General features: G+C 67.4%; 14 protein-coding genes and 2 tRNA genes. 8 read left to right on the forward strand and 8 right to left on the reverse strand.

Going from position 1 to position 13,148, the window contains the following annotated elements; genetic code table 11:
* Positions 1-59 precede the first annotated feature (59 nt).
* Positions 60-602 (forward strand): MarR family winged helix-turn-helix transcriptional regulator, encoded by a 543-nt coding sequence (locus ACIBTV_RS17260; RefSeq protein WP_396705923.1) that lies wholly within the window; start codon positions 60-62, stop codon positions 600-602.
* Here ACIBTV_RS17260 and ACIBTV_RS17265 read toward each other — a convergent pair.
* Positions 599-1,180, reverse strand: coding sequence for a hypothetical protein (locus tag ACIBTV_RS17265; protein WP_396705924.1), 582 nt, complete (start codon positions 1,178-1,180; stop codon positions 599-601). The genes ACIBTV_RS17260 and ACIBTV_RS17265 overlap by 4 nt on opposite strands.
* Positions 1,181-1,707: 527 nt before the next feature.
* On the opposite strand from ACIBTV_RS17265, the gene gyrB reads away from it, so the two are divergent.
* The 6 genes from gyrB to ACIBTV_RS17295 all read left to right on the forward strand — a co-directional run bounded on the left by gyrB (position 1,708) and on the right by ACIBTV_RS17295 (position 7,683).
* A complete protein-coding gene (gyrB, locus tag ACIBTV_RS17270; RefSeq protein ID WP_396705926.1) occupies positions 1,708-3,651 on the forward strand; it encodes a DNA topoisomerase (ATP-hydrolyzing) subunit B in 1,944 nt (647 codons plus the stop codon).
* A gap of 128 nt (positions 3,652-3,779) precedes the next feature.
* Positions 3,780-6,299 (forward strand): DNA gyrase subunit A, encoded by a 2,520-nt coding sequence (gene gyrA, locus ACIBTV_RS17275; RefSeq protein WP_396705927.1) that lies wholly within the window; start codon positions 3,780-3,782, stop codon positions 6,297-6,299.
* Positions 6,300-6,303: 4 nt separating this feature from the next.
* Positions 6,304-7,176: a DUF3566 domain-containing protein gene (locus ACIBTV_RS17280; protein ID WP_396705929.1), complete on the forward strand. Its 873-nt coding sequence runs from the start codon at positions 6,304-6,306 to the stop codon at positions 7,174-7,176.
* A 142-nt stretch (positions 7,177-7,318) separates the two neighbouring features.
* Positions 7,319-7,392: transfer RNA gene (locus ACIBTV_RS17285), tRNA-Ile, on the forward strand.
* A gap of 42 nt (positions 7,393-7,434) precedes the next feature.
* Positions 7,435-7,563, forward strand: a complete 129-nt coding sequence (locus tag ACIBTV_RS17290; RefSeq protein ID WP_265009727.1) for a DLW-39 family protein — start codon at positions 7,435-7,437, stop codon at positions 7,561-7,563.
* Between the two features lie 44 nt (positions 7,564-7,607).
* Positions 7,608-7,683: transfer RNA gene (locus ACIBTV_RS17295), tRNA-Ala, on the forward strand.
* A gap of 83 nt (positions 7,684-7,766) precedes the next feature.
* On the opposite strand, the gene ACIBTV_RS17300 is transcribed toward ACIBTV_RS17295, so the two are convergent.
* From ACIBTV_RS17300 to ACIBTV_RS17330, 7 genes are all read right to left on the reverse strand, one after another.
* On the reverse strand, positions 7,767-7,955 hold the full coding sequence (locus ACIBTV_RS17300; protein ID WP_396705931.1) for a tyrosine-type recombinase/integrase: 189 nt from the start codon (positions 7,953-7,955) through the stop codon (positions 7,767-7,769).
* Positions 7,956-8,163: 208 nt separating this feature from the next.
* Entirely contained in the window at positions 8,164-8,526 is a 363-nt protein-coding gene (locus ACIBTV_RS17305) for a hypothetical protein (protein WP_396705933.1), read from the reverse strand.
* Positions 8,527-8,530: 4 nt separating this feature from the next.
* Entirely contained in the window at positions 8,531-9,625 is a 1,095-nt protein-coding gene (locus ACIBTV_RS17310; RefSeq protein ID WP_396705935.1) for a hypothetical protein, read from the reverse strand.
* On the reverse strand, positions 9,622-9,993 hold the full coding sequence (locus ACIBTV_RS17315; protein WP_396705937.1) for a hypothetical protein: 372 nt from the start codon (positions 9,991-9,993) through the stop codon (positions 9,622-9,624). Before ACIBTV_RS17315 ends, ACIBTV_RS17310 begins: the two co-directional genes overlap by 4 nt.
* Positions 9,994-10,830: 837 nt before the next feature.
* A complete protein-coding gene (locus tag ACIBTV_RS17320) occupies positions 10,831-11,205 on the reverse strand; it encodes a type II toxin-antitoxin system VapC family toxin (RefSeq protein ID WP_396705939.1) in 375 nt (124 codons plus the stop codon).
* On the reverse strand, positions 11,202-11,456 hold the full coding sequence (locus ACIBTV_RS17325; protein ID WP_281587169.1) for a type II toxin-antitoxin system Phd/YefM family antitoxin: 255 nt from the start codon (positions 11,454-11,456) through the stop codon (positions 11,202-11,204). Before ACIBTV_RS17325 ends, ACIBTV_RS17320 begins: the two co-directional genes overlap by 4 nt.
* A gap of 269 nt (positions 11,457-11,725) precedes the next feature.
* Positions 11,726-12,241 carry a site-specific integrase gene (locus ACIBTV_RS17330; RefSeq protein ID WP_396705941.1) on the reverse strand — a complete coding sequence of 172 codons (516 nt, stop codon included), beginning with the start codon at positions 12,239-12,241 and terminating at the stop codon, positions 11,726-11,728.
* Between the two features lie 350 nt (positions 12,242-12,591).
* Between ACIBTV_RS17330 and ACIBTV_RS17335 the strand changes: the two genes are divergently transcribed.
* Positions 12,592-13,071 carry a peptidase inhibitor family I36 protein gene (locus tag ACIBTV_RS17335; RefSeq protein WP_396705943.1) on the forward strand — a complete coding sequence of 160 codons (480 nt, stop codon included), beginning with the start codon at positions 12,592-12,594 and terminating at the stop codon, positions 13,069-13,071.
* Positions 13,072-13,148: the final 77 nt, after the last annotated feature.

Consider the following 13,148-nt stretch of genomic DNA (forward strand, 5'->3'; position numbering starts at 1 on the left):
TATCCCAATCATTGGGGCACCAAACATGGGTACGATAACACCGGACGAGGAGGTCGGGAATGCGTGACCAGATCGACGACGTCGATCCGCTGGCACTGGAGCAGCAGGTGTGCTTCGCGCTGTCGGTCGCCGCGCGCAGCGTCGTCGCGGTCTACCGGCCACTGCTGGAGCCGATGGGTCTGACCCACCCGCAGTACCTGGTGATGCTCGCGCTGTGGCAGCACGCCCCGCTGTCCGTACGCGACCTGAGCCGGCTGCTCCAACTCGACCCGGGGACGCTGTCGCCCCTGCTGAAACGGCTGGAGGCCACCGGCTACGTCCGGCGCCAGCGGGACCCGGCCGACGAGCGCAGCCTCGCCGTCACGCTGACCGCCAGCGGCCAGGCCCTACGGGCCCGTGCGGAGGAGATCCCGCCGGCGATCGTGGCGCGGCTCGGGCTACCCGTCGACGACCTGCGGCAGCTGCACTCGGCGCTCACCCAGGTGATCGCGGCCGCGAACGGCGCCACGAACGCAGCCGCCCCGAACGCCGCCGCCGTCCCGGGTGCCGCGGACGGCGCGCCCACGGACGCCGGCGGCGCGGCGAGCGTGGCGACCGACTAGGGCTGGGTGGCGCGGCGGGGCGCCTCGGACTCCGCGTACACGGCGAAGCCGCGGTCGGCGCAGCGCCGGTAGAACGCGGCGAGCACGCCGAGTTCGGCGCAGGTGAAGTCCCACTGCGGTGGCTCGCCGCTCTCGTCACGCAGGGCGTCCAGGCGACCGTCGAGCCAGCGCAGCTGCTGCTCGGCCAGCCGCCCGTCGCCGAGCAGCGACCGCAGCACGGCGCTCACCGACTCGAACGTCACCGCCTCGCCGTGCGACCGGTGGCCGGCCACGAAGCGCTCGATGCCGTCGGCGATCCAGGCGCAGCCGTCCGGATCGATCACCGGGTCCTCGTCCTCCGCCGCCGCGTCAGTGGCGTAGAGCACACCCTCCAGACCGAGCAGCAGGTCCACCAGTTCGGTGTACGCCGTCGCGCGTACTGTCCCTGTCTTCGCGATCAACTCGGCCAACGCGGCTGTGGGCGCGGAGATCCGCGGCATGTCGACGATCTCGCCGAAGTCGACGAACTCGGCCGGTGCGACCGGATCGTAGAAGCGGCCGGTACGCGGCCAGTGCACCGCGACGTTGTCCAGCCCCATCTGGGGTCACCTCTTAAGAGCGCGTGTGGAGGACGATCGAGTCGATCGTCCGGTTCCGGTGGGCAAAGATCAAGCCGGCTTCGCGACCGCCGCAAACGTACGGCACGGCCGGTCTGTCCGGAACCCCCGACCCGCCCGGCAGCGGGTGCACCCGTCGGGCGGCGCCGCCCCCGATCCGAGGCTGGCGTGTAGGGGGAGTCGTGGGAGGCGCGGTTCGCCCGGCTACGGAGATCTCAGCCGCTTTGCGAGGGTGCCGAGTGGCGGTTCTGCCGCTGGCGCACAGTAAGATTGACGCAGAGACGAAGACCCGGTGCGGAGCGACGGACCCGGGCCCTCACCGGGCCCGTGATCATTGTCCACGTCGGGTCGAGCCGATCGCGATCCGCGGGCAACCGCGGCGAACGGCGCGTACCGACCCGTGTCCGGATTCGTCCGGTCCGGTCCGCGTGCCTACGTCGCGTCCTGTCCGCCGAACCCGCGCCCGACGCGCCCCTTCGGCGTGTCACGGTGCGAGAAAGTGGCCGAGGGTGTCAGCGCAGGAAAATCAGCAGTACGGCGCAGAGTCGATCACCGTTCTCGAGGGGTTGGAGGCGGTCCGCAAGCGGCCCGGTATGTACATCGGGTCGACCGGCGAGCGTGGTCTGCACCACCTCGTCTGGGAGGTCGTCGACAACGCCGTGGACGAGGCGCTGGCCGGTTACTGCGACACCATCGACGTGGTGCTGCTGGCCGACGGCGGGGTCCGGGTCACCGACAACGGCCGTGGCTTCCCGGTCGACCTGCACCCGAAGCTGAAGAAGCCCGGTGTCGAGGTCGCGCTGACCGTGCTGCACGCCGGCGGCAAATTCGACGGCAAGGCGTACGCGGTCTCCGGCGGCCTGCACGGCGTCGGCGTCTCGGTGGTGAACGCGCTCTCCACGAAGATGGCCGTTGAGATCCAGAAGGACGGCTTCTACTGGCGGCAGAGCTACACCAACTCCAAGCCCGGCCCGCTGGAGAAGGGCGAGCCGACCGAGCGCTCCGGCTCCGCGGTGTCGTTCTGGCCGGACGCGGCGGTCTTCGAGACCGTCGACTTCGATTTCCAGACCATCTACCGGCGCCTCCAGGAGATGGCCTTCCTCAACCGCGGCCTCACCATCCACCTGCTCGACGAGCGTTCGGCGGACGAGGAGGGCAAGCCGCGTGAGGTGACCTTCCTCTACAAGGGCGGCATCGCCGACTTCGTCCGGCACCTCAACGCCTCGAAGAACCCGATCCACCGCACGGTGGTCGAGTTCGGCGCCGAGGAGGAGGGCATGTCGGTCGAGATCGCCATGCAGTGGAACGAGTCGTACGGCGAGTCGGTCTACACCTTCGCCAACACGATCAACACCCACGAGGGCGGCACCCACGAGGAGGGCTTCCGGGCGGCGCTGACCAGCGTGGTCAACCGCTACGGCGCGGAGAAGAAGCTGCTCAAGGGCGACGAGAAGCTCTCCGGCGAGGACATCCGTGAGGGCCTGGCCGCGATCATCTCGGTGAAGCTGGCCAACCCGCAGTTCGAGGGTCAGACCAAGACGAAGCTCGGCAACACCCCGGTGAAGAGCTTCGTGCAGCGCGTCTGCAACGAGTGGCTGGTGGACTGGTTCGACCGCAACCCGGCCGAGGCCAAGACGATCATCCAGAAGGCCTCCCAGGCGGCCCGGGCCCGGATCGCCGCGCAGCAGGCGCGCAAGCTGGCTCGGCGCAAGTCGCTGCTGGAGTCCGGCTCGATGCCGGGCAAGCTGGCCGACTGCCAGTCGACCGACCCGCGGGAGTCCGAGGTCTTCATCGTCGAGGGTGACTCGGCGGGCGGCTCGGCGAAGCAGGGGCGCGACCCGCGTACGCAGGCGATCCTGCCGATCCGCGGCAAGATCCTCAACGTGGAGAAGGCCCGGATCGACCGGGTGCTGAAGAACAACGAGGTCCAGGCGCTCATCACCGCGCTGGGCACCGGCATCCACGACGACTTCGACATCGAGAAGCTGCGCTACCACAAGATCGTGCTGATGGCCGACGCGGACGTCGACGGCCAGCACATCCAGACGCTGCTGCTCACGCTGCTGTTCCGCTTCATGCGTCCGCTGGTCGAGCTGGGGCACGTCTACCTGGCCGCCCCGCCGCTCTACAAGATCAAGTGGAACAAGAAGGGCGATGACGCGCAGTACGCGTACTCCGACCGGGAGCGCGACGGGCTGATCGCGCTGCGCCAGCAGAAGAAGCCGAACGCCAAGCCGGACGACATCCAGCGGTTCAAGGGTCTCGGTGAGATGAACTATCCCGAGCTCTGGGAGACCACGATGAACCCGGCGACCCGTACGCTCCGGCAGGTCACCCTCGACGACGCGGCAACCGCGGACGAGTTGTTCAGCGTTCTGATGGGTGAGGACGTCGAGGCGCGCCGGTCGTTCATCCAGCGCAACGCCAAGGACGTCCGCTTCCTGGACATCTGACGGTCGGCGGCGGGTCGGCCGGCATCACCGGCCGACCCGCCGATCCACAGAGTTATCCACAGCTTGGCCGCTATCCACAGCGGTTATCCACAGCACGAAAACGACTCTGAGTCTGATAAGGGTAAACAGTGACCGATTCCCCCGAGTCCACACCGAACGAGCCCGAGGTCCCCGAGACCGTCGGCGCTGTGGTCGCGCACGACCGGATCGAACCGGTCGGGCTCGAGGTGGAGATGCAGCGCTCCTACCTCGACTACGCGATGAGTGTCATCGTCGGGCGGGCGCTGCCGGACGTCCGGGACGGGCTCAAGCCGGTCCACCGCAAGATCCTCTACGCGATGTTCGACTCCGGCTACCGGCCGGACCGGGGCTACGTGAAGTGCTCCCGCGTCGTCGGCGACGTGATGGGTCAGTTCCACCCGCACGGCGACTCGGCCATCTACGACGCGCTGGTCCGCATGGCGCAGCCCTGGTCGCTGCGCTACCCGCTGGTCGACGGCAACGGCAACTTCGGCTCGCCGGGTAACGATCCGGCCGCGGCCATGCGGTACACCGAGTGCAAGCTCGACCCGCTGGCCATGGAGATGCTGCGGGACATCGACGAGGACACCGTCGACCTCCAGGACAACTACGACGGCCGGGCCAAGGAGCCCACCATCCTGCCGTCGCGGATCCCGAACCTGCTGGTCAACGGCTCCGAGGGCATCGCGGTCGGCATGGCCACCAAGATCCCGCCGCACAACCTGCGCGAGATCGGCGCGGCGGTGCAGTGGTGCCTGGAGAACCCGGAGGCCGACGAGGCGACCACCCTCGAGGCGCTGCTGGGGATCGTCAAGGGCCCGGACTTCCCGACCCACGGCCTGATCGTCGGCACCCAGGCGATCCAGGACGCGTACCGCACCGGCCGGGGCTCGATCCGGATGCGCGCCGTGGTGGAGGTCGAGGAGGACAAGCGCGGCCGTCCCGCGCTGGTCGTCAGCGAGCTGCCCTACCAGGTCAACCCGGACAACCTGGCCGAGCGCATCGCCGAGCTGATCAAGGAGGGCAAGCTCGGCGGGATCGCCGATATCCGCGACGAGTCCTCCGGACGTACGGGTATGCGGATCGTGCTCGTGCTCAAGCGCGACGCGGTCGCCAAGGTGGTGCTCAACAACCTCTACAAGCACACCCAGCTTCAGGAGACCTTCGGCGCCAACATGCTGGCGCTGGTCGACGGGGTGCCGCGCACGCTCAACCTGGCGCAGTTCATCCGCTACTACGTCGACCACCAGGTCGAGGTCATCCGCCGGCGCACCGCGTTCCGGCTGCGCAAGGCCGAGGAGCGGGCGCACATCCTGCGCGGTCTGGCGAAGGCCCTCGACGCCCTCGACGAGGTGATCGCCCTCATCCGTCGCTCGCCCACGGTCGAGGACGCCCGCCAGGGCCTGATCCGGCTGCTGGAGATCGACGAGATCCAGGCCACCGCGATCCTGGACATGCAGCTGCGCCGGCTCGCCGCGCTGGAGCGGCAGCGGATCCTCGACGACCTGGCCAAGCTGGAGCTGGAGATCGCCGACCTCAAGGACATCCTCGCCAAGCCCGAGCGGCAGCGGAAGATCGTCTCGGAGGAGCTCGGCGAGATCGTCGCGAAGTGGGGCGACGACCGGCGTACGCAGATCGTGCCCTTCGACGGCGAGGTCTCGATGGAGGACCTCATCGCCCGCGAGGACGTCGTCGTGACGATCACCCGCACGGGCTACGCCAAGCGCACGAAGGTCGACCTGTACCGCTCGCAGCGGCGCGGTGGCAAGGGCGTCAGCGGCGCCTCACTGCGGCAGGACGACATCGTCAGCCACTTCTTCGTATGCTCCACGCACGACTGGATCCTGTTCTTCACGAACAAGGGCCGCGTGTACCGGGCCAAGGCGTACGAACTTCCGGAAGCCAGTAGGGTGGCCAAGGGCCAGCACGTGGCCAATCTGCTCGCGTTCCAACCCGATGAGCAGATCGCACAGATCATCGAGATCCCGAACTACCAGGTAGCCCCCTACCTGGTACTGGCCACGAAGAACGGCCTGGTGAAGAAGACGCGCCTCGAGGAGTTCGACTCCAACCGTTCCGGCGGAATCATCGCGATCAACCTGCGCGATGAGGACGAGCTGGTCGGTGCTGCCCTCGTCGCGCCGGAGGACGATCTGCTGCTCGTCTCGAAGAACGCCCAGGCGATCCGGTTCAACGCCACCGACGAGGCCCTGCGGCCCATGGGTCGCGCCACCTCGGGCGTGATCGGTATGCGCTTCGCCGAGGACGACGTCCTGCTGGCGATGGAGGTCGTCCGGCCGGAAATGGACGTCCTCGTGGCCACGAACGGGGGATACGCGAAACGTACCCCCATCGAGGAATACCCGGTCCAGGGCCGGGGAGGTAAAGGCGTGCTGACTGCGAAGATCACCGAGCGACGCGGTGGTCTGGTCGGTGCGGTGGTGATCGACCCGGACGACGAGCTGTTCGCGATCACGAGCAACGGTGGTGTCATCCGGACTCCGGTGAAGCCTGTACGCCGTACGCGTGACCGGAACACAATGGGGGTCAAGTTGATGGACCTCCCGGACGGCGTGACTATCGTGGCGATTGCTCGCAATGCCGACGAGCCTGACGAACAGGACTAGTTGAATGACGGAGACACAGGCGAAGTCGGGGAACACGGGGACCTCGGCCAACCCGGTCGACGAGGAGGCCGCCTCGGGCGGCACGGCGGCCAGCGGCCGCGCCGCCGTGGGTCGGGCGACCGTCCCCGCCGACGCGCCTGCCCCGAAATTCACCCGGGCTCCCGGGATGACGCCACCACCGGAGACACCGGGCGACGACGCGGGCTCCGGTGAGAAGACCGAGGCGGTGGCGCCGGCCAAGGCGACCACCGCCGGTGCCGCCAAGGGCGGGGCCGCCGCCAGCTCGAACGCCACGCAGCAGATCCCGGTCCGCGCCGGCGCGTCGAGCGGCGCGACCGGCACGCAGCCCCGGGTGGGTGCCGCGGGCGCGCCGCAGCCCGGCGCCGGCCGGACACCCAACGGCGGCGGGCTGCCGCCGGGCATCGGCAACGCGGCCGCCGTCGGGGCCGCGCGCGTCGGTGACGCGGTACGCGCCGCGCGTACGTCGGTCAGCTCGGCCGCGTCGCGCGGACCGCGCCGGGCCCGGCTGAACCTCAAGCGGATCGACCCCTGGTCCGTGATGAAGTTCGCATTCGCCGTCTCGGTGGTGCTCTTCATCGTCGTGGTGGTCGCCACGTCCGTGCTCTACCTGGCCCTGGACGCCATGGGCGTGTTCCAGAGCGTCAACGACAGCCTCACCGACCTGGTGAACGCGGGCGGTGGGCAGAGCACCAGCGGCTTCCAGATCACGGCCAAGGGCGTGATCCTCAGCTCGGCGCTGATCGGCCTGGTCAACGTCGTGCTGTTCACCGCGTTGGCCACCCTCGGAGCGTTCGTCTACAACGTGTGCGCCGACCTGGTCGGCGGCATCGAGCTGACCCTCGCCGAGCGGGACTGACCCCACCGGACGCCGGGGCGCCGCGAAAGCGGTCGCCCCGGCGTTCCGCGTTCCGGTAGGTTCGCAAGCGACGGCGGCGCGCGATCCGACCCCCGATTTGGGGCGGCCCACGGGGATGGGTTAATCTTGCTCGTCGCAACGCGGGGCTATAGCTCAGTCGGTTAGAGCGCAGAGCTGATAACTCTGAGGTCGCTGGTTCGATTCCAGCTAGCCCCACCGCACGTCGTCCGACGGCAGCCGAGCGCAAGGGGTCGCCCCATGTTCAAGAAGCTTCTGATTCTCGCCGGCGTCGTCGGCGTGGCCGCGCTCGTGGCCAAGAAGGTCAAGGCTTCCAACGATGAGCGCGCCCTGTGGCACGAGGCGACCACCGCCCCCGACCTGCGCTGAGGCCCTTGCCTCACCGACACTGACCGGGCGGCGTCGCCGCCCTCGGGGCCCTAGCTCAACTGGCAGAGCACTGCCTTTGCAAGGCAGGGGTTAGGGGTTCGAGTCCCCTGGGCTCCACCAGCACTTTCCTTGGTTGATCTCGGTCCCGAGTACAGCCATTTGTACAGCCAAGCGGTCACGCCGTCCCCTCCTCGCCCAGCACGCTATCGATGGCCGAGGCAGCCTGACGAGCCCCGCGCCGGCAGGACGTGCCCGCACGTGTCGGCCGTCATCCGGATCGTGGAGTGCCCGAGCAGCTCCATCACCGTGCGCAGTACCTCGCCCTGGTCGAGAAGGAACGTCGCGAAGGCGTGCCGCAGGTCGTGCAGGTGCAGCCACTCCAGTCCGGCCACCGCGCGGAGCTGCTCAAAGCCGCCCGCCAGCAACCGGCGTCGATGCGACCAACGGGAGCCAGCTGGCAGCTGAGGCAGTCGTTCAAGACCGCACTGCCCGGAGCTACGGTTCAGAAGATGTCGCGGCCTGCATTGGCAGTGCCCTGTCCGGTGGACGGGCCGCCTCGGGGAGGGCGCCGCAATCGGATGGGATCGCGTACCCCCATGCTCACAACGGGTACTCGGTCGGTCCGTCGAACCAACGGTCCAGACTAGCCCCGTCGAGTAGTCCAGGAGTCGGTCTGGGCGATTCGACCGCGTCGGTGCCCGGGCTATTGGGTTCAGGAAGTTGATCCCGATCTGCTTCCGTGAGCTCCTGGTACTGGCTCCAGAAGGCTTTGAAAGGCTCGGCGAACTGCGAGGCGTAGGTGTCACTGGCAACGGCGTCGCGGAGGGCGAGTTCGCCGTTGATCACAGCTTCGGACATCTCGCGAAGAAGTGGGTTCTTCCCGTCCGCGAGGCGTAGGAGGGCATCGTGCAGCTCTCGCGCGCGGCGTTCGTCGCCGCCGGCTATGTCGTGAAGGTCGCTCATCGGTTCAGGCGGCCATGCCGGCGACGGGGTGGTCGTACCGACCGCCGTCGGGTAGGGCGGGCAGGTAGACGGAGTCGAGGTCGTTCAGGGCGCGAACGAGTGCGGCTCGGAAGGTGTTCACGACCGCGGAGAGCTTCTGGCAGAGGTTGGTGGCGTGGCCCCACAGCCGGAGCATGTTGGCGACTTCACCGGCAGCGAGGCCGTAGCCGATGAGAGCGCCGGCGCCGGTCGCGGAAGTGGCGGTCCCGGCGGCAACGCTGATGCCGGCGATGATGGCGGAGTCGAGCATGCTCTTGACGATGCCGCCGATGGCCTCGCCGATAGCCCAGACACCGTCGGCGAGTTTCGTATATGCCTGGCTGATGTTGTTCAGGGGGCCGTGGAGGTCGGCGACACCGTTGCAGGCGGTTGTGAAGTAGCGGAAGGCGGCGCCGCCCGCAGTGCCCTGCCACATCGGTCGGAGGGTGGTCGCGCCGGATTGGACGTTGTAGGCCAGGTCGTGAAGTGCGCTGCCGAGGTTGCGTGTCACTGGGCTCATGGCCGCGAGGGCTTCCCAGTCTCCGACGAGTCGGGCTTGCAGCTCTCCGATGGGGTCGAAACCGAAGACGATGTCGAAGGCGCTGTTGGCCCACGCTGATGGGCTGAGGTAGTCCATCCAGCCGAGGGCATTGGCGGGATTCTCGGCTTCACCGGGTGGTTTGAGCTGTTCGGTGACCTCGCGCGGATCGGCGAAGTTCGCCGGAGCGCAGGGGTTGTTCGCCAGTTCGAGTTCCAGCGGGGTGATGCACCGATCGACAGCGGATGGGAGGGTGCGGTCGACGGCGTCGGCCGCGGCGAGGTCGGTCGTGCGGTAGTAGGTGGCTGCGGCGCGCAGCTCGGGTGCCGAGTTCTCTAACAGGCACGCCAGTCGGTAGATGACGGCGTTTATGACGCTGACAGCGTGCTCGTGGCTGGACCTGGCGAGGTTGAATGCCTCTCCGCCCGTGCCGGCCTCGGCATACGTGGTGAGGTAGCGGCGCATCTCGGAGACGTGCCCCGCGGCTCGGTCGACCTGGCCGGCGAAGCCGGTCACCGCCTGTGGGTCAACGAAGAGGGTCACGACGCGATTTGGGATGCGATGACCGTGCCTGCCAGACCTGCGACCGCCAGCACCACCGCTGCGATGTGCAGGTACTTGGACATCGGCTCCTGCCGGACGACGTAGGTGCCGACGCCGAGGGCGCCACCGACCACGGACACTGCCATGGGCAGCAGGGTCGCAGGCGTGACGTCCCCGGCCAGGATCATGAACGCCGACAGCACCGCGAAGAAGATCGCCGCGTTGGCGATCGAGTTCCGAAGGTTGCGGAACGCTGACCGCTGCAGACGATCGACCGATCCCCGGTAGTGCTCCACGGCCTCGGCGCGCTCCCCATCAGAGACCGGCCGGCCCTGCAGACGACCGCCGTTTCCCCGTGCACGACCCATGCCCGCAACATACCAACGAACGTCACTGCATCGCTGCCCTGAGTGGCGGCAGAGCGTCTGGCAGCTAGCTAGATCAACTAGTACAAAGCCACTACAGATGAGCGCCGCAGTGGCTGTGAAACATCGAGAAACCGTGACGGGTCTGGCCGAGGTCAGGGCGTAGATCAGTCCGTTCCCGCCCACTCCGAGCCACGATCGCGGTTTAGGGGTTCGAGTCCCCTGGGCTCCACCCGCTAATCGGATATGTCCGATTAGCAAAAGCCCAGCTCGTTCGCGAGCTGGGCTTTCTCCTATCTGGGGCGGTGATCGATTCCACCGTGCGATGGCCTGGACTGCGATGGGTTTGATTGCTTGGCGGGCTGAGATCCGGCCGAGCTATGCCGGGTCGGAACAGGGTCGACCGCGTGGAGGATCACGGTCGCGTGCAGCCTGGTCGTCGCCGCGATCGGTGCGATGCTCGCCGCCCTGAACTTCGCGGCGCCGATTACGACGACACCGGTGTCGTCGACGCGCTCACCGACCTTCCTCTGCACGGCCTGGCTGGAGCCCAGCGCGCCGGAAGCAGGCCGGTGGTCCCAGCTACACCGGCTTGGTGATCTCGAAGTAGCGCAGCCGCTCGTCAGAGCGCACCTGCCGCATCCCGGACTTCTCCATCACGCGCCACATCGGGTCCACCGAAACGGATACCCAAACGGAGGGGTCCAAGACTCGCGAAGTTGCAGGCCACGGCTTGTGCCGGGGCTGAGTAACCGGCCCCGCTCGGAATGGAAGGGACGGCGAGTTGGCGAGTTGGGCCTGGGCCTCTCGCGGATATCAGGCGTGGACCGAGCTGTCCGATCACACCTTGAGGACGTCCACGTCGTACAGCGCTATCGACGCGTCGCGGGAGGCGAGGGTCATCCCTTCGGTGATTGCCTGTGCCACCAGCATGCGGTCGAAGGGATCGCGGTGATGCGATGGCAGGCGGCCGGCGGCGATGGCGTGGGCGTGGGTCACCGTGAGTTCTCGGAAACCCATGTCTCGTACCCGCTCTGCAAGGTCAGGGGGTCCGGCGAGTTTCCCGGTGCTTTGTTTAATGGTGATCTCCCACAGGGTAACCGGGGAGAGGAAGATGTCCGGCTCGTGGCGTAGTCGGTCGAGCAACTCGGTGCCGAGGGTCGGGTCGGCGGTGATGGCCCAGAGCGCGACGTGAGTGTCCAGCAACAGGTTCATGCGCCGATGCCGAAGTCGTCGGCAATCTCGGCGTTGGTCTGTGGTGAGTCCCAGTCGCCGGATAGGTCCAGTTGGCCGGCGAGGGAGCCGACTGCGGTGCGGTTAACCCGCCGGACCAGCGGTACGACCTTCGCCACCGGAGTGCCCGCCCGGTCGATGATGATCTCCTCGCCGTGTTCCACCCGTTCAATGATGCGCGACAGGTGGGTCTTGGCGTCATGCATGTTGTAGTGCACCGCCTCAGCCGACATGCGCAATCTCCTCGCTTAGCTAAGGGATTAGTCTAGCCTGCTTGGCCGCATGCGTCAGCAGCCTTGGCTGCTCAGGGCCGGGGTCGCCAGACGCCGTCCGAGTCCGTGCCCTGGGAGAAGTCAGGGTCAGCAGATCACCAGGGAGGGTGGCGGTGTGGTTTGCATGGTGGTGCCGCCGGCCCACCAGGAATTCCTTTGGTTGATCTCGGTCCCGAGTACAGCCATTCGTACAGCCAAGCGGTCACGCCGTCCCCTCCTCGCCCAGCACGCTATCGATGGCCGAGGCAGCCTGACGAGCCCCGCGCCGGCAGGACGTGCCCGTACGTGTCGGCCGTCATCCGAATCATGGAGTGCCCGAGCAGCTCCATCACCGTGCGCAGTTCCTCGCCCTGGTCGAGCAGGAACGTGGCGAAGGCGTGCCGCAGGTCGTGCAGGTGCAGCCAGTCCAGCCCGGCCGCCGCGCGGAGTTGCTCGAAGCGTCGGTTGACGTTCCGCGGCTCCATCGCGGTGCCGATGGTGCTGGCGAAGACCAGGCCCAGATCCGACCACACCTCCCCGGCCGCGAGCCGTTCCTTGGCTTGGCGTGCCCGCTGCGACTCCAACGCCCGCACAGCCAGCGCGGACAGCGGCACCGGCCGGCTGGACCGGTGCGTCTTCGGCGGCACGAACTCCAGGCCGCGATCAGTCCACTGGAGCGTTTGCCGAACGAACAGCGCCCGGCCGGGCAGGTCGACATCCGACCAGCGAAGGCCCAACAGCTCAGCCCGCCGGAGCCCCGTCGCCACCAACTTGTCGCCGAGTCACGCCTGATCCGACACTTCGCGACGGTGTACGTACTGATCCCAACCGCTCCCGGGACCTTGCCGAGATCATCTCAATAGAGCCAAGAGATCTCCTGCGATCGCGGCTTGCTCTATGTGCGGGACGGTGACCCTCGTTTTGGCTGCCACGTCACGATCGCCGAAATGTTCATTCGGCTCTCCTTGTTGTGATGTGAGACGAGGCACCTTGCGGGTATGTGAATCGTCGGATCTATTCGGTTGTTAGCAGGATTCCGATGTGGATGAATGTCGAGCCAGTTATGTCGGGACCTCGGCCTCCACGTGGCTACTGAAATCAGTAGGCTGGCTTTACGGTGAGATGGGAAGTGATGTCAGTGCGGTTAGTTGGTCGGTTGGCGATGATCGCTGTTTTTGTTGTGGGATCGAGCACCTTGACCGGAGCGCCGGCATCTGCCGAGGCAAAGCCCTCGGTGGAAGACAGCGGAATTGTGTATGGGCTGTCGACGGAGCCAACGGTCTCCGTCATGGGCAGTGGCGAACTTCGCTTCCACAAACCCGTTCAACTCTTCGAGCATGCAGGGTACAGCGGGGAGAAATACGAGATCGACGTAAACGCGTACAGCCTGGTAAACCGTGGCGGCTTCGATAACCGGGCGTCCTCGCTGGGAAACTGGGGGACCGGATATGACATGTGCTTCTACGCCGACCGAGGCTATCTGGGGCGGTGGATCTGGTTGAGGAAGGACAAGGAAATCGCGAATCTTGCCGACGGCAACTGGCTCAACGACCAAATTACGTCAGTTCGTGCGGCACCGGCGCCGGGGTCCTGCTGACGAGGGAGTTCTCCGGCTGGCCGGAGACTCAGAGTTGGCGCAGACGCCCACCCACCCGATCCACCGACCGCAGCCGG

The organism is Micromonospora sp. NPDC049366, assembly GCF_044466625.1.
Classification (GTDB): Bacteria; Actinomycetota; Actinomycetes; order Mycobacteriales; family Micromonosporaceae; genus Micromonospora.